The sequence below is a fragment of the Microbacterium maritypicum genome (assembly GCF_041529975.1).
GTDB lineage: Bacteria > Actinomycetota > Actinomycetes > Actinomycetales > Microbacteriaceae > Microbacterium.
In genome coordinates, this window is sequence record NZ_CP168030.1 from 605,948 (window position 1) to 629,206 (window position 23,259).

Here is a 23,259-nt window from a genome sequence, read left to right on the forward strand (position 1 = left end):
CCTCACGACAAAGGAATCCTACCCTCATGACAATGACCCCCGAGCAGGCCGCCTGGTTCCAGGGCACCTTCCAGCGACTGGTCGAGAACGTCGACAAGGCGGTGCAGGGCAAGAAGGAGATCGTCGGTCTCGTGATGGCGTCGATGCTCGCCGAGGGCCACGTGCTCCTCGAGGACGCCCCCGGCACCGGCAAGACGAGCCTCGCCAAGGCGCTCGCGGCGACCGTGCAGGGCACCAGCGCGCGCATCCAGTTCACGCCCGACCTGCTGCCGTCCGACGTCACGGGTGTGACGATCTACGACCAGCAGTCGCACCGGTTCGAGTTCCACAAGGGCCCGATCTTCGCGTCGATCGTGCTGGCCGACGAGATCAACCGCGCCTCGCCGAAGACGCAGTCGGCGCTGCTCGAGGTCATGGAGGAGTCGCGGGTCACGGTCGACGGCGTCACGCACGAGGCCGGTCGCCCGTTCCTCGTCATCGCCACACAGAACCCGATCGAGCAGGCGGGAACCTACAAGCTCCCCGAGGCCCAGCTCGACCGCTTCCTGATCAAGACGTCGATCGGGTACCCCGACCTCGCGGTCACGGAGAGCATCCTCGCCGGAGCATCCGACCGCAACCCGTCGGCCGGCCTGTCGGCGATCATCACCACGAGCGCCGTCGCCGACATGGCCGACCTCGCTGCGACCGTGCACGTCGAGCCGGCCGTGCTGCGCTATGTGGCGGAGCTTGCCGAGGCGACCCGTGAGGACGGCGCGATCCGCCTGGGCGTCTCGGTGCGTGGTGCCATCGCGATGATCCGCGTCGCCAAGGTGTGGGCCGCTGCGCAGGGCCGCCACTTCGTGCTGCCCGACGACATCAAAGCCCTCGCGCGGCCCGTGTGGCAGCACCGTCTGCTGCTCGACGCCGAGGCGGAGTTCGCCGGTACGAGCAGCGACACCGTCATCGCCCGCGTCCTCGACGGCGTCGCGGCACCTCAGGCCCGAGCAGCGGCCTGATGACCGCGGAGGCTCTTCAATCGGCGCCGCCGCAGACGGAACGCGACGCCGGATGGCGTGACATCGCGGCCGTCATCGGCGCGCGCGTGCTGACGCGCCTCCGGAAGATCACCGCGGCGATCCGCCCGCTGGCCTGGGTGCTGATGGCCATCGCCGTCGGCTTCTGGGTGATCGGGCAGATCGCCGGCTGGTCGGAGTTCACGATCGCCGCCGCAGTCATCGCGATCGCCGTGGGCGTGTGCGCGCTGTTCCTCATCGGCCGCACCGCCTACGACGTCTCGCTCGACCTCGCCCGCACCCGTGTGGTCGTGGGGGAGCGCGCGGTCGGCGCTCTCACCCTGGCCAACCGCGGCAGCCGGGCCATTCTGCCCTCGCGCGTGGTGCTCCCCGTCGGCTCCGGCCGCGGCGAGTTCGGCATCCAGCGGCTCGCACCGGGGGAGGAGGCGGAGGAGCTCTTCGCCATCCCCACCCAGCGCCGCGGCGTGGTCAAGGTCGGCCCGGTGAGCGTCGTCCGCGGCGATCCGCTCGGACTCTTCGAGCGCGCGCACCGCCGTGACGATCCGGTCGACCTGTTCGTGCACCCGCGCACCGTGCTGTTCGACGGCCAGTCGCTCGGCTACCTGCGCGACCTCGAGGGGCTTCCGGCCGCGGACCTCTCCCGTGACGACGTCTCCTTCCACGCGCTCCTGGAGTACCAGCCCGGAGACGACCTGCGTCACGTGCACTGGAAGTCCACCGCCCGGACGGGCACGATGATGGTCCGTCAGTACGAGGAGACCCGTCGCTCGCACTTCGTGATCGGCCTGTCCCGCTCCCTCAACGAGTACGCCACGGCCGATGACTTCGAGCTCGGCATCTCCGCCGCGGGCTCGATCGGCCTCCGTGCCCTCCGCGACTCGCAGCGCGTCGACGTGCGCGTGCAGGGCCGGGAGCTGCCCGCCGGCACCGGCAAGCAGCTGCTCGACTCCCTCGCCGCCGTCGAGAACAGCAAGGCGAAGGAGGGCGGGATCGCCGACCTCGCCGGCATCGTCTCGGCCACGATGCCGCTCGCCAGCGTGGTGGTGCTCGTGTGCGGCTCCCGCGTGCCCTCCGACGACCTCCGCCTCGCCTGCTCGCGGCTGCCCTTCGGCGCCAAGGTGCTCGCCGTCGTGACCGACACGACCGCGACCGCACCGACGCTGCGGCGTATCGGCGATGCCGACGTCGTCACGGTCGGTGCGCTCGAACAGATTCCCCTCGCTCTGCAGAAGGTGCTCGCATGACCGCGCCCGCCACCGCGTCCGCCACGCTGACCCCGCGGCGTTGGATCCTCGACCTCGGGGCGACGGCTCTCCTGGTCGCGACGTCGATGGTCGGATTCTGGCCGACCTTCGCCGGACCCTCCTTCCTCCCCGCCGTCATCGGCGGCATCCTGCTCGGCCTCGCGATCGCGGCCGTCGCGACGTGGCGGCGCTGGGGCATCCTGATCGTCGCGGGGCTCACCGTGGCCGCGTACTTCGTGTTCGGCGCCGCGTTCGCGCTGCCGCAGACCGCGATCCTCGGATTCATCCCCACGCTCGAGACGCTGCAGAAGCTCGCGCTGGGCACGGTCACCGCGTGGAAGCAGATGCTCACCACGGTCGCCCCGGTGGCAGCGGCCGACGGGCACCTGATCGTCCCGTTCCTGCTGGCGCTCGTGGTGACCGCGCTGACCGCCTCGCTCGCACTGCGCCTGTCGCAGGTCGCGTGGGCGCTGCTGCCGGCCGGTGTGCTGCTCATGCTCGTGATCGCGCTGGGCACGCCGGAGCCGGCCTTCCCGCTCGTGCAGGGGCTCGTGTTCGCCGTGGTGAGCATGTCGTGGCTGGCACTGCGTCAGCTCTGGGCGCCGCAGAACATGGCCGTGTCGGTGAGCGAGGTCGATCCGTCCCGCGCGGCGCACATGCGCACTCGGCGCCTGCTGGCCGGAGTGGCCGTGCTGGCCGTCGCAGGTGGGGCGGGCGTCGCCACGGCCGCGGTCGCGACCCCCGCACAGCCGCGTCACGTGTTCCGCGACGTCATCATCCCGCCGTTCGACATCCGCGACTACCCGAGCCCGCTGCAGGCCTTCCGCAAGAACGTGCGCGATGAGGCCGAGGAGACGCTCTTCACCGTGCAGGGTCTGCCCAAGGGCGCCCGCATCCGCACGGCTGTGATGGACCAGTTCGACGGCATGGTCTACAACGTCACCGACGGCGGTCCGACGTCGTCGAGCGCGTTCGCTCCGCTGCGGTCGAACATGGCGCCGGAGGCCGAGGGCGTCCCCGTCACGCTGAAGTTCGAGATCGACGAGTACCGGGGCGTGTGGATGCCGACGGCCGGCGAACTGTCCGAGATCCGGTTCGACGGCGACCGCGCGGAGGACCTGCGCCGCGGCACCTTCGTCAACACGGTGACCGGCACGGCCGTGGCCACGCCGAAGCTGACTGCGGGCGACGAGTACGCGGTCGACGCCGTGATGCCGAGCGAGCCCGACGACGAGCAGCTGGCCGAGGTGGCGTTCGGCAAGGTGTCGATGCCGAAGCCCAGCAACGTGCCGGAAGAGCTGACCTCGCTGGCCGCCGAGACCGTGGCGGGTGCCGAGACGCCGATCGAGCAGGTGCGGGCGCTGGAGACCTTCCTCTCCGAGGGCGGCTTCTTCAGCCACGGCCTCGAGGGTGAGGTGCTGTCGCGTGCCGGCCACACCGCCGAGCGCATCTCGACGCTCGTCGGCGCCGACCAGATGATCGGCGACGATGAGCAGTACGCCGTGGCGATGGCGCTGCTGGCCGGGCAGCTCGACATCCCCGCCCGCGTCGTCATGGGGTACTACCCCGACGACGAGCAGGCGGGAGAAGCGGTCTTCACCGCCACCGGCGACAACGTGCACGCGTGGGTCGAGGTCAACTTCGAGGGCGTCGGATGGATGACCTTCAACCCGACCCCGCCCGAGGACCAGGTCCCCAACGACCAGAACACCAAGCCCCGCGTCGACCCGAAGCCGCAGGTGCTGCAGCCGCCGCCCCCGCCGCAGGAGCCGGTCGACCTGCCGCCGACGCTGCCCGACGACCGCGAGTCGGAGGACGAGAGCCTGAACCTCGCCGGCATCATCGGCGCGATCCTGCTGATCGGCGGGATCTCGCTCGCGGTGATCGCCGTGCTCGCCTCGCCGTTCATCGTGATCGGCGCGTGGAAGGCCGCGAAGCGTCGCTCCCGTCGCGCCGCCGCCCGCACCTCCGACCGCATCAGCGGTGGCTGGGACGAGCTGACCGACCGCGCCGTCGACTACGGAGCGCGTCTGGCCCCCGGCGGCACCCGCATCGAAGAGGCCGCCGTCGTGGCGTCCGCGCTGACGGTCCCGCAGGTGACCGCGCTGGCCGAGCGCGCCGACTCGGAGGTGTTCGGTCCTGCCGAGCCCAGCCCGCAGGACGTGGAGTCGTTCTGGCACGAGGTCGATGAGATCGTCGGCGGACTCGGCAAGGAGGCCGGCTTCTGGAAGCGCGTCAAGGCGCGACTGAGCGTGCGGTCCCTGGTCGGCGGCACGGCGGTCTCGAACGGACTGCAGAACCTGAAGGAAGCGGCGGCCGCGCGCGTTCGTCGCGAACCTGGCACCATCAAGAACAGCACGACGACTTCGTCCTCCGAGAGTGAGACCCCATGACGCAGCCAGCGCTCGATCAGATCGCGCCGATCTCCCGTCGCGCGGTCGCCTACGTCATCGACGCCCTGATCGCCGGCGGACTCGGCCTCGTTCTCGGCGGTGGCCTGCTGCTCGCCTCGATGCTCTCGGGTGGACTCGAGGCCTCGATCACCGTGCTCCTCATCGGCGGCCCGATCGTGAGCCTGGTGCTGCTCGCCTGGTTCATCGTGTACACCGTCATGCAGGCGGGTAAGGGCTCGATCGGGATGCGGGCGAAGGGCCTGCGCCTGGTCTCCGCCGCCGACGGAGAGCCGCTCGGGTTCGGGCGCGCGCTGCTCCGCAACATCATCTTCGGCCTCGCCGGAGCCATCGTCGTCGGCTACTTCAGCCCGCTGTTCGACGGCTCGGGCCGCTTCCAGGGATGGCATGACAAGGTCGCGTCGTCGCTGATGCTCGACGCCCGGGTGCCCGCACCGGAACCCGACGTCGAGGAGGCACCGGTGCCCGAGGCGCCACCGCTCCTGCCTGCACCGTCGTTCGAGCGCCTTCCTCCGGCACCGATGCCGGGATTCGCTCCGGCGGCGCATCCCGCAGCCGCACCGGCACCCGCACAGGCCGCGGAGCCGGCCCCGCCCGCTGCCCCGGCGCCGGTCGCTCGGAGCTACATGGCCCCCGTGCAGGACTCCGGCATGATCGCCTACGTCCCCGGGGTCACCCAGCCGTCGTCGCCCGCGAAGGCTCCGGCACCCGCAGCGCCTGTCGCCCCTGTGGCTCCCGCAGCTCCTGCGGCTCCCGCGCCGGTCGCGGCTCCGCCCGCCCCGCCGGCGCCCGTCGCCGCCCCGCCGGTTCCGCCCGCACCCGCGGCACCGCCCGTGCCACCCGCGCCGGTGACGCCGGCAGCACCGCCGGCACCGCCGACCCCTCCGGCCGCACCCGCCGCCGCAGCACCGGCTGCGACCGCACCCGCTGCCGCGGCGCCGACACCCGCGCCGGCGGACGACGACCTCGAAGAGACCCGCATCAGCATCCCGGGGCACCGGCTGGTGTTCACGTGGGACGACGGGACGCGCATCCCCGTCTCGCGTCGCACCGTGTTCGGGCGCAACCCCGCCCCCGAGGAGGGCGTCGTGGTCGTGCCCGTGCGCGACGAGACCCTCTCGCTGTCGAAGACGCATTTCGAGGCCGCAGCCGAGACCTCGGGCGGCTGGATCCTCGACCGTCACTCCACCAACGGGCTGACCCTCGTGCGCGAGGGTCAGCGCATCTCCTGCCCCGCAGGCCAGCGCGTGCCGATCAAGCTCGGCGACGTGATCGAGATCGGCGACCGCGTCGTCATGGTCGGAGGATACGCATGACCCGTCCGCTCATCGTCGCCACGGGCGCCGCGACCCATTCGGGCCTGCGCCGCCCGCTCAACGAGGACTCGTACATGGCGAGCCCGCCACTGTTCCTCGTCGCCGACGGCATGGGCGGGCACGAGGCGGGCGAGCGCGCGAGCGCGACCGTCATCGACGAGTTCGCGCGCTACATCGGCCGGGTCGACCTCGAGCTGGAGGATCTGCTCGAAGCGCTGGCCCGCGCCCGGTCGGCGGTCGAGGCCCTGTCCACCGACGGCAGCGGCCGGGCGGGCACCACGCTGAGCGGCGTCGTCGTCGCCTCGGTCGAGGGGATGGGCTACTGGCTCACCGTGAACATCGGCGACTCGCGTACCTACCGCCTCGCCGACGGCGAGCTCGAGCAGATCAGCGTCGACCACTCGGTGGTGCAGGAGCTCATCGAATCGGGCGAGCTCACCGCGGCGGAGGCTGCCACGGATCGTCGCCGCAACATCATCACGCGGGCGATCGGCGCCAGCAGCACCGGCGACGCCGACTACTGGCTCTTCCCGGCGGAGCTCGGCGATCGGATGCTCATCTGCTCCGACGGTCTGACCACCGAGGTCTCCGACGAGCGGATCACGCAGATCCTGGCCGCCGAGCCCGATCCGCAGCGGGCGGCCGACATTCTGGTCGACGAGGCCGTGCAGGCGGGCGGTCGCGACAACATCACCGTGGTCATCGTCGATGCCGTGTCGGTGGCGGCGCGCCGGGGGGCGCTGCTCCAAGCCGACGACGTCGATGCCGACACGCGTCCACGAGAAGCCGCAGCAGGAGGGGTTCGCTGATGCAGACGATCTACCGACCGGGACAGTGGTACCTGATCGTGATTCCGGGCGCCCTGGTGGCGCTGCCACCCGACGCGACGGGTGAGACCGTCGCCGCGCTGTGGGATCGGCTGCCGCGCGAGCGGAGCCTCGCCACGGTCATCGACGTGCTCACGACGCAGGCGGGCGGTTCGTTCGCCGACATGCCGCCGTTCGTCGCAGCCGTGCTGGAGGGCACCGACGCCAGGGTCGCCGTGCGCGGCTCGCTCGCCGTGCGGGTCACCGGCGCGGACGCCGAGGCGCAGACGTTCTCCGGCGCCGACGTCACCACGTGGAGCGAGCGCTTCGTTCCGGGGGTCTCGAAGGTGGAGATCACGGTCGACGAGGGCGGTTCGGGCTCCGCCCTTCCCGTGCAGAGCGGCATCGTGCTCGCGGCAGCCGTGAGCGCCGACATCGAGCCGGCCGACGCCGAGGCGATCGCGGTCGCCGCGGGCCCGGCGCCCGTGCTCGATCCGGCATCCGCACCGGCGTCCGCGCCCTCCGTCGTCGCTGCGCCCCCGGCTCCGGTGGCCGGCACCTCGGTCCCGCTGCCGCCGCCACCCGGGGCCGTGCCCGTGGTGTCGGTGCCGGCGCCCGACGCCGCATCCGACCTGCCCGCTGTGCCCCCGAGCGACGTCGCCGACGAGACACCGGATGCCGATGCCGAAGCCGACGCCGAAGCCGCGGCAGATGTGGCCGACGCCGACATGATCGAGTCGACGCTGGTGCCGGGGGAGGCGACCTTCGCTCCGCCGGTCGACGAGTTCGACCACCTGTGGGGCGCGACCGTGCACACCCCGATCGAGGCCGCCGCGGTCCGCCCGAGCGAGGAGCCGGAGACGCCCGCCGTCGACGCCGGTGCCGCGACCGGCGATCACGACGGTGCGACGATCTCCGCCGAAGAGCTCCGCAGTCTGCGACAGAGCGCGCCCGCGGCACCCGAGGCTCCCACCGAGGTCATCCCGGTGGCCGCTGCGGCCCCGGCGTCCTCGGGGCGCATCCGGGTGTCGTCGGGGCAGGTGGTGACCCTCGACCGGACGGTCATCATCGGACGCCGACCGCGCTCCACCCGCGCGAGCGGGGCGAACCTGCCGCATCTGATCGCGGTGGACAGCCCGCAGCAGGACATCTCGCGCAGCCACCTCGAGATCCGGCCGGAGGGCGACACGGTCGTGGTCATCGACCTGCACACCACGAACGGCTCGACGCTGCTGCGTCCCGGCGCCGACCCCATGCGACTGCACCCCGGTGAGCAGACTCTCGTCCTGTCCGGGGATGTGGTGGACCTCGGCGACGGGGTGACCGTCGCGTTCGAGGACCTGCCGTGAACCGACGCCCCTCGCCGCCGCCCTCGCTGCCCGGCTTCACCTATGTGGAGCCGCTGGGCACGGGTGGGTTCGCCGACGTGTTCCTGTACGAGCAGGAGATGCCGCGGCGTCGCGTCGCGGTGAAGGTGCTGCTCGCCGACCGCATCTCCAGCGGTGCGGCGCAGGAGTTCGCCGACGAGGCGAACGTCATGGCGATGCTGTCGACGCATCCGGCGATCGTCACGATCTACCAGGCGGGTGTCGCCGGCGACGGCCGTCCGTACCTGGTGATGGAGTACTGCCCGCGGCCGAACCTGCAGATCCGCTCCCGCAAGGAGCCGTTCTCGGTGGCCGAGGCGCTGCGCGTCGGCATCCAGGTGGCCGGAGCGGTGGAGACCGCCCACCGTGCCGGGGTGCTGCACCGCGACATCAAGCCGGCGAACATCCTCGTCACCGAGTACAACCGTCCGGCGCTGACCGACTTCGGGATCGCGTCGACGACCGGTGCGACGGGCGAGTCCTCCGGGATGTCGATCCCGTGGTCGCCGCCGGAGTCGTTCGCCGAGCCGCCGCAGAGCGGTCCTCGTACCGACGTTTGGGCGCTCGGTGCCACGCTGTACACGCTGCTGGCCGGACGCTCGCCGTTCGAGCGGCCGAGTGAGCGCAACTCCAGCGCCGACCTGATCGAGCGCATCGAACGCGCCGCCCTGCCGAATCTGGCCCGCCCCGATTCGCCCGACAGCCTGCAGCGCCTCCTCGACCGTGCGATGGCGAAGAACCCCGACGACCGCTTCCCGAGCGCCGTCGCCTTCGCTCGTGCGCTGCAGAAGGTGCAGATCGAGCTCTCGCACTCGGTGACGCCGATCGACATCGTCGACGATCACCCGCCGGCGGAGGACCTGGAGGACGACGGCGACGGGCTCACCCGCGTGCGGGAGATCGTCAGCATCGACCCGGGGACGCAGAGCGCGACCCGGCCGTCGGCGATGACGCAGCCGAAGGGTCCGTCGGTCGTGGTGCCCGACGCTCCGCGCTTCGAGATGCCGCCGCGCCCCGAGCCGGCCGTCGAGCAGACGCAGCGTCGCCGGGATGTGGAGGCGTCCGTCCCGGGCGCGACTCCGTCTCCCGCCGCCCCGGTGGTGCCCGATCGCGATGACCGCACCATCGTGCGGCCGCCGCAGGTCGTGCAGCCGCAGGCGCCGGTCGCGGCGCCCCGGATCGAGCCGGCGGCGCCCGCCGCATCGGCCGCCGCGCCCGCCCCCCTCGCCGAGGCGGCCGACCACCCGCAGCGCAGCCGCAGGGGACTGTGGATCACTCTGGCCGCCGTGGCAGCCGTCGTCGTGGTCGTCGGCGGGATCTTCGGCCTGAACGCCCTGGTCGCGAACCTCGGCACCGAGCCCCAGCCCGAGGCCACCGCGCAGGAGGTCGACCCGCAGGACCCGGTGTCCGACGCCGTGCCCAAGGTCACCGAGCTCACCGGCACGCGGCAGGGCGACCAGGTGACCTTCACGTGGACGAACCCCGATCCGGTCGAGGACGACAGCTTCATCTGGTCCGAGACGGGTGGTGCGGCAGACGGCGCCGTCCGGCAGGCGCCCGACGAGACGGTCACGTTCACGCCCGCGTCGACGGGCGAGGTGTGCATCGAGGTGATGCTGCGTCGCGGCGACGGGCGTGCTTCCGAACCCGTCACGGGGTGCGTCGGATGACCGCGCCCGCGGCAGTCACCGTCGAGTTCGCGGGGGAGTACTTCCCGATCGAACCGGGGAGCCGCTTCATCGTCGGGCGCGAGGGAGACCTCGAACTCGACGACAACCTCTTCCTGCACCGCCACTTCCTCGAGATCAGCGACGGCGAGGGGCTCTGGTGGCTCGCGAACGTCGGCACGCGCCTCACCGCGACCGTGACCGATTCGGCGGGCGGTGTGCAGGCGTGGCTCGCCCCCGGTGCGCGGCTGCCCCTGGTGTTCGAGACCACGACGATCGTGTTCAGCGCCGGTCCCACCACGTACGAGCTGGTGCTGCACGCCGCCGAGCCGACGTTCCGCGCCACCAAGCGCGAGCACGACGACGGGGGCGCCTCGACCATCGGCGACGTTCCCCTCACGCAGAGTCAGAAGCTGCTGATCCTCGCGCTGGCCGAACCGCAGCTTCGTCGCGACGGCACCGGCATGAGCGAGATCCCTTCATCGGCGGCCGCCGCCGAGCGTCTGGGCTGGACCGTCACGCGCTTCAACCGCAAACTCGACAACGTGTGCGACAAGTTCGACCGCATCGGCGTGCCGGGTATGCGGGGAGGTCAGCGCAGCTTCGCGACCAACCGCCGCGCGCGACTGGTCGAGCACGTCATCGCCTCACGGCTGGTGAGCAAAGACGACCTCCCGCTGCTGGATGCCCCGCAGCCGAGTGAGGCAGAGGGAGAGAACGAGTGAAGGTACGGCTGACCCTGCTCCGTCAGGGCGCGGCATCCAGCGACATCGAGGTCACCGCTGAGAACACGGCGACGATCGGCGAGATCGCCGCGATGATCGTCCGGGCGGACCCGCTCGGATCCTTCGCCACCGCCGATCCGACCGCGGTGACGCTGGAGGCGTACAGCTCGGTGGTCGCCGGCTCGGGTGACCTGCTCGCGCCGGAGTCGACCTTCGCGCACGTCGGTCTCGCGCACGGAGCGACCGTCCGTGTGGTGCCCGCCACGTATCAGCAGCGCCCGGTGATCGGTCGCATGGAGGTCGGCACGGGGCCGGGAGCGCGATCGATCGCGCTCACCCGCGGCACGATCGTGCTCGGTCGAGACGACACCTGTGATGTCGTGATCGACGATCCGCTGGTGTCCAAGCGCCATGCGCGGCTTGAGATCGGCGATCGCGTCGAGATGATCGACCTGAACTCCGCGAACGGCATCCTGATCGACGGGGCCTCTGTCGTGCGTCTGGTCGCCGCAGAGGGGGAGCTCGCCGTCGTGATCGGCGACACCCCGATCACGGTCAAGGTCGAGCCCGATGCCGCAGCGCCCTCGCCGGCCGTCGCCTCGATCCGCCAGGTCGAGTTCGTGCGATCGCCGCGCGTCGAGGAGCGCTACCTCGGCGAGGAGCTCGACGGCACGGATCTGCCCGTCCCCGCCCGCAAGCAGCCGTTCCCGATGCTCGCGCTCGTCGCCCCGGTGCTCATGGGCGGCGCGATGTTCGCCTTCACCCAGAGCCCCATGTCGCTGATGTTCGTGGCCCTGTCGCCGCTGCTCATGATCGGCACCTGGGTCACGACCAGGAACCAGAACAAGCAGGAGCTCGAAGAGGACAAGAAGCGGTTCGAGGAACAGCTGGAGCGTCTGGACGCCCGCCTGCAGAGCGAGCGCGAACGCGAGATCGACGTGCGACGGCGCGAGGTTCCGCTGCTGCGCGAGGTCAGCGACGCCGCGCTCGCGGCCGGACCCACCATCTGGACGCGTCGAGCCGAGCACTGGTCGTTCCTGCACGTGCGACTCGGTATCGGCGACACCGGCTCCCGCAGCTCCGTGAAGGATTCCAACGGCCGGGATCGTGCGATCCCCGAGTACGTGGAGAAGCTCGACGCGGTGATCGATTCCACCAGGATCGTGCCGCAGGTGCCGATCCTGGAAGACCTCAAAGACGTCGGCGCGCTCGGCATCGCCGGCCTCGGCGGTCGTTCCACGGGATACGCCCGAGCGCTCCTCGCCCAGATCACCGGCCTGCACGCGCCCGGTGACGTCGGCGTCGTGGGCCTGTGGGGCCCGCGCTGGGGTGCGCAGCTCGCCGACGCGAAGTGGCTGCCGCACGCCTGGTCGGCGCAGGCCGCGCTCGGTGTGCAGCCGATCGGCGACGGTCCGTCGTCGGCGGGGCAGATCGTCGCCCGTCTCGAAGAGCTGATCGACACGCGCTCCAGCCGTGGCGGTGAAGCCGTCGAGCTCGGTGCACTCCAGGCCGAGAAGGCCGCGACGAACAGCGGCTCGAAGGTCGGCGAGGATTCCTCGCGCAACCGGAACGACTCGGTGCCGAAGCCGGCGATCGTGGTGCTGATCGCGCCGGATGCGCCGATCGACCGCGGCCGCCTCATCCAGCTCTCCGAGCGCGCCGCCATGCGCGGGATCTTCCCGGTGTGGCTCACCGAGGATGCGGCCGCACTCCCGGCATCCTGCCGCACGTTCGTGGAGCTCGGTCAGACCGACAGTGCGCACTTCGTGCGACTCGGTGAGACGGTGGACAACCTCTCCGTCGACGAGCTCACGCGCGAGCAGTTCGCCGTCTTCGCCCGCGCCCTGGCCCGCCTGACCGACGCCGGCGAGGTGGCCCTCGACCGCAGCGACGTGCCGCGGACCATCTCGATGCTGCACCTCCTCGGGCGCGACATGGCCACCCAGCCCGAGAGCGTCGTCGACCGCTGGACCCAGAACGACTCGCTCCATTCCCGGCGCAAGTCGGGTTCGGCGCGGCGCTACCAGCCGAAGCTGCGCGCCCTGGTCGGCGCCGGCGCAGAGGGTGCGTTGCAGCTCGATCTGCGCCAGCAGGGACCGCACGCCCTGGTGGGTGGGACGACGGGCTCCGGCAAGAGCGAGTTCCTGCAGGCATGGGTGCTCGGCATGGCGACCGAGTACAGCCCGGAGCGCCTGACGTTCCTGTTCGTCGACTACAAGGGCGGCTCGGCGTTCGCCGACTGCACGAGCCTGCCGCACTGCGTCGGCATCGTGACCGACCTGAACGAGCACCTCGTGCGCCGCGTGCTGGTGAGCCTCCGGGCTGAGTTGCACTACCGCGAGCACCTGTTCAACCGCAAGAAGGCCAAGGACATCCTCGAGCTCGAGCGCGCCGGCGACCCTCAGGCCCCGCCCGCGCTGGTGCTGGTGATCGACGAGTTCGCCGCTCTCGCCAAGGAGGTCCCGGAGTTCGTCGACGGCGTGATCGACATCGCGCAGCGCGGTCGTTCGCTGGGCATCCACCTGATCATGGCCACGCAGCGTCCGGCCGGTGTCATCAAGGACAACCTGCGGGCGAACACGAACCTCCGTGTCGCCCTGCGCATGGCGGATGAGACCGACAGCAACGACGTGATCGGCACGAAGGACGCCTCGCTGTTCGACCCGGGCACACCGGGTCGAGGCATCGCGAAGACCGGCCCCGGCCGCATGACCCTGTTCCAGTCGGCGTACGCCGGTGGCTGGAGCCTCGGCGAGAGCGACGGCGTCGATGTGGCGATCGCCGCATTCGGCACCACCGACCAGGGGCCGTGGGAGCTGCCCATCGACGAGAACGCGGTCGTGGTCGATGAGGACCTCGGTCCGAACGATCAGCAGCGGCTCGTCAGCACCATGGTGCTCGCCGCTCAGGCGGCCCAGGTCGAGAAGCCGCGTCGGCCGTGGCTCGACGAGCTGGCGCCCACGTTCGACCAGCTCAAGCTGCCGCAGCGCACCGACGCTGCCCTGCTGCTCGGCGTCGTCGACCAGCCGGAGCGCCAGGAGCAGGTGCCGTTCCATTTCCTGCCCGACACCGAGGGCCACATGGTGATCTACGGCACCAGCGGCGCCGGTAAGAGCGCCGCGCTGCGCACCCTCGCGGTGTCGGCCGGCATCACGCCGCGCGGCGGCCCCGTGCACGTGTACGGGCTCGACTTCGGCTCCGGCGCGCTGCGGATGCTGGAGCCGCTGCCGCACGTGGGCTCGGTCATCTCGGGCGACGACGCCGAGCGTGTGGCCCGGCTGTTCGCGACGCTGCGCAGCGAGCTCGATCGTCGTGGTGACGCCTACTCCGCGGTGGGCGCGGCGACCCTGACCGAGTACCGCGCGCTGTCCGGCAAGTCCGACGAGCCGCGCATCGTGGTGCTCATCGACGGCTTCGCGGCGTTCCGCAACGACTACGAGGCCGTGATCGGTCGCTCCGACACCTACAACGCCCTGCAGGAGGTGCTCTCCGACGGACGAGCGGTCGGCATCCATGTGGTGCTGTCGGCCGACCGGTTCCAGAGCATCCCGAGCGCGCTGAACGCGATGATCCAGCGCCGCGTGGTGCTGCGCATGTCCGACACCGACGCGTACAACATCCTCAACGTCCCCAAGGACGTGCTGAACCCGGAGTCGGTGCCCGGACGCGCGATCGTCGGCGAGAACGAGGCGCAGATCGCGATCGTCGGGGGCACGCGCAGCATGAAGGAGCAGTCCCTCGCGATCGAGCGGATGGCGGCATCCATGTCGCGCCGTGGTGTGCCGGATGCTCCGCCGGTGCGGGCGCTCCCGCTGAGCTACCGCATCGACGAGGTCCCCGCTCTCCTCGGCGACCAGCTCGTGGTCGGGCTCTCGGACGCCGATCTCGGCCCGTTCGGGATCGAGCCGACCGGCACGTTCGTGATCGCCGGCCCTCCCGCGAGCGGGAAGAGCAATGCGCTCGCGGCGATCACCCAGCAGATGCTGCGGGCACGGCCGGGCACGCCCACGCTGTACCTCGGGTCGTCGCGCTCGCCGGTGAAGAACGCGGTGGCGTGGACGGCTTCGGCGGCCGACGGCATCAGCGGCACGGCGGCCGTCGCCGAGATCGTCGAGAAGGCCGAAGCCGGTCTCAAGCCGGTCGTGGCCGTCGAGGGCGTGGCGGAGTTCGCGTCTTCGCTGCTGGAGATGCCGCTGTCCGACCTGGTCAAGCGGGCCGGTCGCGGCGAGCTGCTGCTGCTGTTCACGGGCGACACGAGCGAGTGGACGAGCAACTTCGGTCTGCTCGGCGAGATCAAGCAGTCGCGCCGCGGCGTGGTGCTCCAGCCCGAGACGATCGACGGCGAGCTCGTGCTCAAGGCGCCGCTGCCGCGGATCGGTCGGGGCGAGTTCCCGGTGGGTCGCGCGGTGCTCGCGCAGCGCGGAAAGGTGGTGCGTGTGCAGTTCCCGCTCGTCATCCCCGAGACCGTCTGAGCGCACATCCGAGACCCGATGGGGACTTCTCCCCATTTGCAGACCAGAACCGCTTCGTTAGTCTCGAAGCACAAGAACTCTCCGGCACCCGCCGGGGCGACCGGAAGGTAACACCATGACGAACCTCAAAGTCAGCTACGCCGACATGAAGGATGCTGCTGGCCGTCTCCGCACGGGCCAGCAGGACATCGAAACGCAGCTGAAGAACCTCCGCGCATACGTCTCGCAGCTCGTCTCGGGCGGCTTCGTGACCACGTCCGCCTCTGGTGCGTTCGACGCGTCGTACGCGCAGTTCAACCAGGGCGCGACCGCGACCATCGCCGGTATCGAGGGCATGGCTCGCTTCCTCGACGTCGCAGCCCAGTCGCTGCAGTCGACCGACGAGCAGCTGGCCGCGCAGATCCGCCAGTAATCGCCGCACACCACACGAGGGGATGCCGACCTCGGCATCCCCTCGTGTGCGCCTGCACGACCTTCATCCACTCCGGGGGGAACGATGAGCGACCTCACGCTCGAGAGCAGTCTGCTGGACGCGTCGCGTTCATCGATCAGCGCCGCCATCCAGACGTTCGCGAACGCCGACCGGTTCGGCGATGACGTCGCCGGGCTCACGGGCCACAGCGGGCTCTCCGGCAAGGTGCAGGACTTCGCCGGCAACTGGGATCGCAAGCGCGGCCAGCTGCAGAAGAGCCTGGAAGGCATCCGCGACACCCTGCAGGCGATCGCCGACACCTTCGGTGACCTCGACCGCAACATGGCGAAGAGCGTCACCGACGGGATGAAGCACGTCGAGCGGCCACAGGGCGGCCCGGCTGAGACGCCTCCCACCGTCGGCGGCGGTCCGGATGGGGCCACTGAGCCGACTCCCGGACCTGCTCCCGGCCCCTCGCCGGCTCCTGCGCCGGCCCCCGGCCCTGCGCCCGAACCGATTCCTGCGCCGTTGCCGTCTCTTCCCGACCCCGGTATCGGTGGCGGTCCTGCGCCGGTGCTGCCGTCGCTTCCGGATCCGATTCCCGGGCCGTTGCCGTCGCTTCCCGACCCCGGTATCGGTGGCGGTCCTGCGCCGGTGCTGCCGTCGCTTCCGGATCCGATTCCCGGGCCGTTGCCGTCGCTGCCCGAGCCCGGCATTGGTGGCGGTCCTGCGCCGGTGCTCCCGTCGCTTCCGGATCCGATTCCCGGGCCGTTGCCGTCGCTGCCGGGTGGGGTCGCCGGCCCCGACTTCCCCGACCTGATCGCGGATCCCCCGCGGGTGGATGTGCCCTCCCTTCCCGGCGCGCCGATCGCGCCCGCCCCGGGCATCGGTCTCCCGACGATCGAGGCGCTGCCCATGCCGTTCCCGGTCGCCGATCTCCCGGCCGCTCCCGAGTTCGTGACCCTCCCCGCCGAAGCCGTGCTGCCTCCCGAGAACCTCATCGCGTTCTCCGCGCCGGCCGAGCGCATCGACACGGTCCTCTCGGATCTCGGCTCCCTCATCGACATGCGCAGCGAAGGCGAGGCTCTCCGATGAACGGTCTCTGGAACCAGAACGACTGGTCGCAGTTGCTCGAGGGCGACCCCGGCACGCTCGAGACCCGCTCCGGTGCCCTGTCCCGTCAGGCCACCGCGATCAACGACGCCGCCCTGGCGCTGCAGGACATCGTCTCGGGTCAGCTGAGCAAGTCGACGACGGCGCTGCGGTCGACCGCCGCCGAGCTGCAGACCTCGATGTCGCAGGCGTATCTGCGCTACGACGAGACCGCCACAGCGCTGCGCACGTACGCCGTGACGCTCGCGCCCATCAAAGAGCAGGCGGCCAGGGACATCCCCGCCCTCGAGGCCGCGCAGGGGCGATTGGGTACGGCCGAGCACGCGGCCGGCGATGCGCAGCGGCGGCAGTGGTTCGAGGGGCTGAGCAACTCGCCACAGGACGTGCGTCAGGACACCGCCGACGACCTCTCCCGCGCCGAGCGCCAGGCGACCGCCGCCCAGTCCGACATCAACGCGATCGTCGCTCGTCTCCGCGCCGGAGCACAGAGCAAGGAGGATGCGGCCCAGGCCGCCATCCGCGCGATCGAGAGCGTCATCAGCCAGGGCAAGGACTCGGTCCTCGACAACATCGCCCAGTTCTTCGAGGGCGTGGGAGATCTGCTCGCCAGCATCGGGCGCTGGGTCACGGATGTCATCAAGGGGGTCCTCGACACCCTCTCCGACATCTGGAACGCGCTGCTGCCGAAGATCATGACGGTGCTGTTGCTCGCACTGATCCCGATCGTCCTCGGGCTGGCGGGACTCCTCCTCGGCGGACCGCTGCTCGGCGCCGTGCTCGCCCTCCTCGGCGGTGCTGTCGCGCTGACGATCGGCGGGGTGCTGATCACCCGCATCCTCACCGACGTGCTCGCACCCGACCCCGAGGTCACCCCCTTCGAGATCAATGAGCGGGACAACCCGATGCCGTCGCGCGCGGACTACGCGAGCGACGCCGAATACCAGGCGGCCCTCGAGGCATGGAAGGACCAGACCTCGACGATCGGCGATCCCTCCCTCGAGAACGCCTTCGCAGAGGCCGGCCTGGTGGACTGGCTCGGTGGCACCTCGCCCGCCGATGAGCAGGGCGTCATCCGCGTCGAGCAGGTCGTCGGGGCAGACGGAGTCACCCGCTGGCGCGTGGTGCTTCCCTCCACACAGGACTGGGTCATGAGCCTCGACGGGATCAACGACGCAGGGGCGACCAACGACCTCGACAGCAACCTCGCGCTCATGCTCACGCCCGAGCTGCAGACGCAGTACGAGCGTGCCGTGATGCAGGCGATGCAGGATGCCGGCATCGATCCGGGCCCGAACGGCGACCCCGTGATGCTCGTCGGGTTCAGCCAGGGCGGCATCATGGCGGGGCATCTCGCGGCGAACCGGTCGAGTGCCTACAACTTCGAGGCCGTGATGGCCTGCGGTTCTCCCATCGATGCCATGCGCATCCCGCCGACGACGCAGGTCATCTCGATGCAGCATCAGGGTGATCCGGTGCCGATGCTCGACACGCTCACCAACGGCGCGGTGAATCCTCGGCAGGAGGAGAACTGGCGCACATTCACGCCGGTCGCCCCCGGTCACCAGCCGGCCGCGATCGACGCCGGCGCGCATAACGCGGCTCTCTACAACATCAGCTGGCAGGAGCAGCTCGCGAATCTGCCTGCCGACGAGCGTGCGAGACTGGAGCAGTTCTACGCGCACGACGGTGCGACGGTCGTGACCGAAGAATATGCATGGAGTGAGTGATGTCCCGACGTCTGACACTGACCGCCGCAGGAATCGGCGTCGCCGGGTTGCTGTTGACCGGGTGCTTCCCGACCGGTGCGCCCGCGCCGGAGAAGACTCCGCCCGCATCCACCCAGGAGGCTGAAATGACCGATCCCGCACCCGTTGTCGACTCGGTGAAGTCCGCGCTCCCCGATGCGCTGCAGGTCGAGGTCGAACCCATCAGGGACGGCCTCACCGGCGGATGGCTGATCCACGCCGAGGTACCACTGGGCTACGTCGTCACGGGCGATGCGCTGCAGTCGGTACTGGTCGCCGCCTGGAACGCCTCGGAGCCGAAGCCGGCGTTCGTCGCGTTCAACCCGTGGTCGACGTTCGAGGGCAAAGAGGGTGCGATCGAGGCCCAGCGGGCGGCCGACGAGCTCGGCATCGACTGGAGCCCGAGCTTCTCCGTGGGCGTGAACGTGCCGGACTACGAGATCGAGAAGCTCGCCGGTGAGTGAGGTCGCCGTCGAGGCGGCGACGCCCGAGCTGCGCTTCCGACTTCTCGGCGCCTGGCACCCGGTGCTGCTGAACGACCTCGACAGCGGTCCGCTGGTCTCCGACTTCGTCGACGAGGTCTTCGGCCGTCGCGACGAGGATTCGACGCTGCGGGCGCTGACCCGCCGTGACCTCACCGAGGCGGTCGCGAGTGCTCGCGCGCTGCACGCCAAGGCGATGTTCCTGATGACCGAGCTGCGCCCCGGCACGCCGCTGCCGGTGACCCTCACGGTCTTCGAGCAGCCCGATCTGCGGATGTCCCCGGCGATCGGGGTCTCGCCGCAGGCGGTCGTCGCGACGCTCGAGAAGGTGTTCACCGAGCTGCAGCGTCCCCACCTCGACACCGCCCACCGACTGCAGATCCCCGGCTCCGCGATCCTCCGACTGCACAGCATCGAGGAGCAGAAGCTGGCCGACGAGGAAGACCTGCGTGAGGCTCCGGAGGAGTTGGCGGCTGAGGCGGGGGCGGCCTCGATCCGTCGGCTGTCCGCCGACTACTGGTACACGGTCCCCGGCTCGAAGCAGGTGCTGCTCGTGAACCTCTCGACGCCGGTCGGCGACATCCCGCACGTGCTGCTCGGGTTCTTCGACAGCATCGTCGAGGCGTCGTACTTCGAACTGCCGGCTGCACCGTCGGGGGCGTTCGCCGAAGCCTGAGCCGCCCTGGTCCCAGCGCGGTCAGCGCGTGGCGGCCGCGGCGTCGGCGAGGTGCCGCGCGTTGTGGCTGAGCACCTTGACGATGATGCCGTGGCGGCGGAGTTCCGCGACCGTCCTGGCGCCCTCGTCGCTGTCGCGACCGAGAGCGGCGATCGACACGACGACCAGCACGTCACCGGGACGCAGGGTGCCGATGAGGCGGGAGAGGCGGTCGCTCCAGCTCTCCAGGATGTCGGGGGCGGGGTGACGGAAGCCCTCGATGGGCACACCGAACCGTGTGAGATCGGCGCGCTGCTCCACGACCGACGGCATGTCGTCGCGGGAGACCACGAGTCCGACCAGGCGTGAGCCGTCGGGGCGGGCGAGCCAGAAGTTCCGGTTCTCCTGCAGTTCCGTGAAGCACTTCGGGCACACCGCCGCGTCATGCGGAAGGTGCAGCGGGCTCGTCAGGGCAGCATCAACGGATGCCGCCTCCGTGGGTTCGATCGTCTCGCTCATCGCGCACCTCCGCGTTCCATTCTGCCCTGTCGCGGGTGCGGATGCAGACCGTTGTCAGGGGGTGCCGTTGTTCGCCGAGTCCGTGATCTCGGCTTCCTGCGTCTCGAATGCGGTGGCGGAGTCGCGGGCGACCACGCCGGCGCCGGCGGTCATGCTCTGCAGCTGCAGGAGCGAGGCCTTGGCCCACATGGCCCAGGTGTCGGCGGCGGCCGAGACCGTGGAGCTGCCGCAGCCGGCGAGGGAGAGGTCGACGTCGAGGCTCATGCCCCATGCCGTGCTCTGGAGCGTGCTGCCGGTGGCGCCGACGGCGTCGGAGTCGAACTGGAGATCGGTCATCACGGCACCTTCACATCGTCGGGAGAATAGGTCTCGGTCGGGTCGGGCTGCGGGTCGAAGAGGGCGATGCTCGCGTCTGCGATGTCGCAGTCCTTCGTGGTGACGGAGTCGGTCTCGACGAGGTGGGTGTCGTCGTCGCGGATCACGCGGTAGACGACCTCGCGGCCCTCGGTGGGCTCCGGCGCGGAGGTGCGGTCGGCGTCCAGGTACCAGTCCTGCGCCTGGCAGACGGTCACGAGCGCCTCGTCACCCTCCTCGTCGACCGAGAGCGGGATCATCGGAACCGGGCCGGGGTAGGTGAAGAACCGGTCGGCCTTCGCCTCGTCGCGCTGCCACTGGGCCGCAGCGTCGATCGCCGCTGCGGTCGTGGTGTCCTGCAGCTCGTCGGAGGTGTAGTCGCGGGTGAACGCCGCGATGCTGAGGGCGGTGTCCGATGCGCGGACGGCCTGCACCCAGGGGCTCGACTCGAGCTCACCCGAGGGCTCGCCCGATTGCCAGCTGACCGACGGCGGCTCGACCGCTGCGGGGGTGCACCCCGTCAGCGCGAGACCGATCGCCGCGATCCCGACCACTGTCAGACCCATGAGTCGACGCCTGTACTGCATTCTCAATGCCCCTCTGCCCACGACGAGCTGGCCTCGACGCCTCGCTGATAGTCCGCCAGCATCTCCTCGGCCAGATCTGTCGCCTCCGCCGGGGAGAGCCCCTCCGTCATGCCGAGATCGGCGAGCATCTGCTCGATCGTGTTGATCATCGCGATCTCGCGGCCGGAGGCGCTGTTCTGCTGCTCCTCCAACAGTACTTCGTGCGAATTGCCCCACGCCGCCTCGGCATTGCCGAAGCCCCAGTCGGAGACGCCGCCGATGACGGCATCCTGCACGACATCGATCGCGACGCTGCCGCCCTCGACGAGGACGTCGCCGACGGCCGGGATCGGGATCAACCCGACGACCGTGCTCACGCCGTCGATGGCCTCCTGGACGGCCGCATCGTGGCGTCCGGCCTCTCCGAGCGCGGCGCCCTCCCCCGATCCGTCGAGCCAACCCTGCAGCTCGACGGCGCGCTCGAGGGCGTCCGCGGCGAAGGCGCTGCCGGGAGGAGCGATGTCGGCGAGCGCGATGAGCGCATCCTGGTACTGACGCACCGACTGGGAGATGACATCCGCACCGGCTGATGGCGAATCGCCATCGCTCCAGGTCGCGGTGCCGAGAAGCTGGGACAGCTGCGCCTGCGTGACGTTGGGGATCGAGCGCGGGTCGGTCGTCCCGATGAGTGCGTCCTGGATCGACAGCGCACTCGCGGTGCGGGGGTCGCTCTCGCTGAGGTTCTCCGAGAAGTACGGCATCGCGACGGAGATGCCCTCCGCGATGCGCACCTGTCCGATGCTCGTGAGGTTCTCCGGCAGGAAGCTCTCGTTGGTGGTGAGCTCCCGCACGATCTGGGTGGTGAGCTCCGCCACGCGGTCCCAGGTCTCCGGGTTGTACGTGTGCGTCGCGTCGGCAGGGCCGCCCGCGGCCTGCTGCGCACCGGCCCAGAGCGCGCCCGGACCCTCGAAGCCGTCGCCGCTGCCGTCGGCACTCCAGTCGCGGTCGCCGTACCAGTACTCGACGCGTCCGGGGCCCAGGTCGCCGTCGCCGTACGGGTCTTCTCCGGTCGCCGTGAGCCAGTCCAGTGCCGCGTCGGGGTAGGTGCCGAGCGTCGAGAAGACGCGGCCGGCGAGGTCGTCGACGCGGTTGCCGTTGAGCCCGGTCGTCTCGCCCTCGAGCTGCGCGAGGAAGCGACCGCCCGCGTTCGGCGAGGTGTCGTACCAGCCGCCGTTCTGCATGCTCATCGGGTCGCGTTCGATGCGGTCGATCTCGTCGGCCATGGCCACCGTGAGGTTCACACCCAGCGGGTTGTTCTTCTCGTCCGAGAAGAGGAAGCCGATCGCCGCGACCGCGCCGCCCACGGTCGAGGAGGCGCCTTCGAGCATGCTGTCGGCGAAGTCGCTCGAGGTCGACGGCATCCAGATCTGGGAGCCGGTCGACAGGCCCCCGCGGATCATGGTCGCGAGCGCGAGTGCCGCTGCGGGGTCGAAGCCCTCGGTGATGGCCGCGTCACCCAGGTTGTCGATCATCGAGACGGTGCTCTCGCCGCCGACCTCGAGGAAGAACTGCGACATCACGAACGTGTCTTCGCCCCAGACCGAGAAGAAGTCCTGCAGGGCCTGCACGTTCTCGTCGGTGACGTCGCCCTCGGCGATCTCGTCGGCGAGGTTCGCGAACGCGTCTCCGAGGTTCTCGAAGGTGAGGTCGTCGATGTCGTCGATGCCCGCGGCGCTCAGCGCCGACTGCATCTGGTCCCACCGCGCCGATGCCGGCGGCTGGAGCGCCGTCGTGAGCGTGCTGTCGGCGGTCTCGCGCTGGTCGGCGAGGGTGCGCAGCTGCTGTGCGGCCATCCGCATGTCGTACAGGCCGGGCTTGTTCCCGCTCGGCACCCAGAGGTTCGACCCCAGGGTGGCATTCGGCGCGTTGGGGGTGAAGGCCGACGGCAGGAACGGGCTGTCCTCCTGCTCCGCGGCCTTCCACGTGGCGTAGCCGGTGGCGTACGCCTGGTGCGCCGCCGTGGTGGCGACGCGGATGCGGTCGACCTCGGTGGCGTAGGCGGAGAGGGCGGACTGCACGGCGGCGAACTCCGTCTTGAGCTCGTCGCACAGGGTCTGCGGCTTCGCCAGCGACGTGCGGAACGCGGCGCCCGCGTCTCCGGCCCAGATCTCCTCGGTCGTGCCGGTGGCGGCGTTCGACAGAGCCGTGCGCACCGTCTCGGTGCCGGTGTTCCGGTTGCTGACGCGTGTCGCGGCATCGTTGACCGCCCCGGTGTTCCCCCGGCCTGGATGCAGTTCGTCCCACTGAGTCATGTCGTGCGCCCCTCCTCGACGGTGTTCCCGTCCCCCAGCAAATCTAGCGGGGGTGACGAAGACCGGCGATGGGCAGA

Annotated in this window: 18 protein-coding genes; 14 read left to right on the forward strand and 4 right to left on the reverse strand. The window is 70.7% G+C overall.

Annotated elements, in window-relative coordinates:
• The first annotated feature begins 26 nt into the window (after window positions 1–26).
• From ACCO44_RS02920 to ACCO44_RS02985, 14 genes are all read left to right on the forward strand, one after another.
• Window positions 27–998 carry an AAA family ATPase gene (locus ACCO44_RS02920; RefSeq protein ID WP_372468273.1) on the forward strand — a complete coding sequence of 324 codons (972 nt, stop codon included), beginning with the start codon at window positions 27–29 and terminating at the stop codon, window positions 996–998.
• The gene (locus ACCO44_RS02925; RefSeq protein WP_029261314.1) at window positions 998–2,260 is read left to right on the forward strand and encodes a DUF58 domain-containing protein; all 1,263 of its coding nucleotides are present in this window, start codon (window positions 998–1,000) and stop codon (window positions 2,258–2,260) included. The genes ACCO44_RS02920 and ACCO44_RS02925 overlap by 1 nt, the downstream gene beginning before the upstream one ends.
• Entirely contained in the window at window positions 2,257–4,653 is a 2,397-nt protein-coding gene (locus ACCO44_RS02930) for a transglutaminaseTgpA domain-containing protein (protein ID WP_372468275.1), read from the forward strand. Before ACCO44_RS02925 ends, ACCO44_RS02930 begins: the two co-directional genes overlap by 4 nt.
• Window positions 4,650–5,987 carry an RDD family protein gene (locus tag ACCO44_RS02935; protein WP_372468277.1) on the forward strand — a complete coding sequence of 446 codons (1,338 nt, stop codon included), beginning with the start codon at window positions 4,650–4,652 and terminating at the stop codon, window positions 5,985–5,987. The genes ACCO44_RS02930 and ACCO44_RS02935 overlap by 4 nt, the downstream gene beginning before the upstream one ends.
• Window positions 5,984–6,796, forward strand: a complete 813-nt coding sequence (locus tag ACCO44_RS02940; RefSeq protein WP_029261272.1) for a PP2C family serine/threonine-protein phosphatase — start codon at window positions 5,984–5,986, stop codon at window positions 6,794–6,796. Before ACCO44_RS02935 ends, ACCO44_RS02940 begins: the two co-directional genes overlap by 4 nt.
• Window positions 6,796–8,142, forward strand: coding sequence for an FHA domain-containing protein (locus ACCO44_RS02945; protein WP_372468279.1), 1,347 nt, complete (start codon window positions 6,796–6,798; stop codon window positions 8,140–8,142). Before ACCO44_RS02940 ends, ACCO44_RS02945 begins: the two co-directional genes overlap by 1 nt.
• Window positions 8,139–9,830 carry a protein kinase gene (locus ACCO44_RS02950; RefSeq protein ID WP_372468281.1) on the forward strand — a complete coding sequence of 564 codons (1,692 nt, stop codon included), beginning with the start codon at window positions 8,139–8,141 and terminating at the stop codon, window positions 9,828–9,830. Before ACCO44_RS02945 ends, ACCO44_RS02950 begins: the two co-directional genes overlap by 4 nt.
• Entirely contained in the window at window positions 9,827–10,552 is a 726-nt protein-coding gene (locus tag ACCO44_RS02955) for a hypothetical protein (RefSeq protein WP_029263897.1), read from the forward strand. Before ACCO44_RS02950 ends, ACCO44_RS02955 begins: the two co-directional genes overlap by 4 nt.
• Window positions 10,549–15,024, forward strand: a complete 4,476-nt coding sequence (locus ACCO44_RS02960; protein WP_262002132.1) for an FtsK/SpoIIIE domain-containing protein — start codon at window positions 10,549–10,551, stop codon at window positions 15,022–15,024. Before ACCO44_RS02955 ends, ACCO44_RS02960 begins: the two co-directional genes overlap by 4 nt.
• A 115-nt stretch (window positions 15,025–15,139) precedes the next feature.
• The gene (locus ACCO44_RS02965) at window positions 15,140–15,436 is read left to right on the forward strand and encodes a WXG100 family type VII secretion target (protein WP_017204355.1); all 297 of its coding nucleotides are present in this window, start codon (window positions 15,140–15,142) and stop codon (window positions 15,434–15,436) included.
• Between the two features lie 84 nt (window positions 15,437–15,520).
• A complete protein-coding gene (locus ACCO44_RS02970; RefSeq protein ID WP_372468283.1) occupies window positions 15,521–16,531 on the forward strand; it encodes a hypothetical protein in 1,011 nt (336 codons plus the stop codon).
• On the forward strand, window positions 16,528–18,276 hold the full coding sequence (locus tag ACCO44_RS02975) for a hypothetical protein (RefSeq protein ID WP_372468284.1): 1,749 nt from the start codon (window positions 16,528–16,530) through the stop codon (window positions 18,274–18,276). Before ACCO44_RS02970 ends, ACCO44_RS02975 begins: the two co-directional genes overlap by 4 nt.
• Window positions 18,276–18,758: a hypothetical protein gene (locus ACCO44_RS02980; protein ID WP_372468286.1), complete on the forward strand. Its 483-nt coding sequence runs from the start codon at window positions 18,276–18,278 to the stop codon at window positions 18,756–18,758. Before ACCO44_RS02975 ends, ACCO44_RS02980 begins: the two co-directional genes overlap by 1 nt.
• Window positions 18,751–19,452, forward strand: coding sequence for a hypothetical protein (locus ACCO44_RS02985; protein ID WP_372468288.1), 702 nt, complete (start codon window positions 18,751–18,753; stop codon window positions 19,450–19,452). Before ACCO44_RS02980 ends, ACCO44_RS02985 begins: the two co-directional genes overlap by 8 nt.
• Window positions 19,453–19,473: 21 nt before the next feature.
• Here ACCO44_RS02985 and ACCO44_RS02990 read toward each other — a convergent pair whose 3' ends face one another.
• Genes ACCO44_RS02990 through ACCO44_RS03005 form a run of 4 tightly spaced genes read right to left on the reverse strand, consistent with a single transcriptional unit; the run spans window position 19,474 to window position 23,182 of the window.
• Window positions 19,474–19,950: a recombinase family protein gene (locus ACCO44_RS02990; RefSeq protein ID WP_029262894.1), complete on the reverse strand. Its 477-nt coding sequence runs from the start codon at window positions 19,948–19,950 to the stop codon at window positions 19,474–19,476.
• Window positions 19,951–20,004: 54 nt separating this feature from the next.
• The gene (locus ACCO44_RS02995) at window positions 20,005–20,286 is read right to left on the reverse strand and encodes a hypothetical protein (protein ID WP_029262893.1); all 282 of its coding nucleotides are present in this window, start codon (window positions 20,284–20,286) and stop codon (window positions 20,005–20,007) included.
• Window positions 20,286–20,870 carry a hypothetical protein gene (locus ACCO44_RS03000; protein WP_372468290.1) on the reverse strand — a complete coding sequence of 195 codons (585 nt, stop codon included), beginning with the start codon at window positions 20,868–20,870 and terminating at the stop codon, window positions 20,286–20,288. Before ACCO44_RS03000 ends, ACCO44_RS02995 begins: the two co-directional genes overlap by 1 nt.
• 23 nt (window positions 20,871–20,893) lie before the next feature.
• Window positions 20,894–23,182, reverse strand: a complete 2,289-nt coding sequence (locus ACCO44_RS03005; protein ID WP_372468292.1) for a DUF6571 family protein — start codon at window positions 23,180–23,182, stop codon at window positions 20,894–20,896.
• Window positions 23,183–23,259 lie beyond the last annotated feature (77 nt).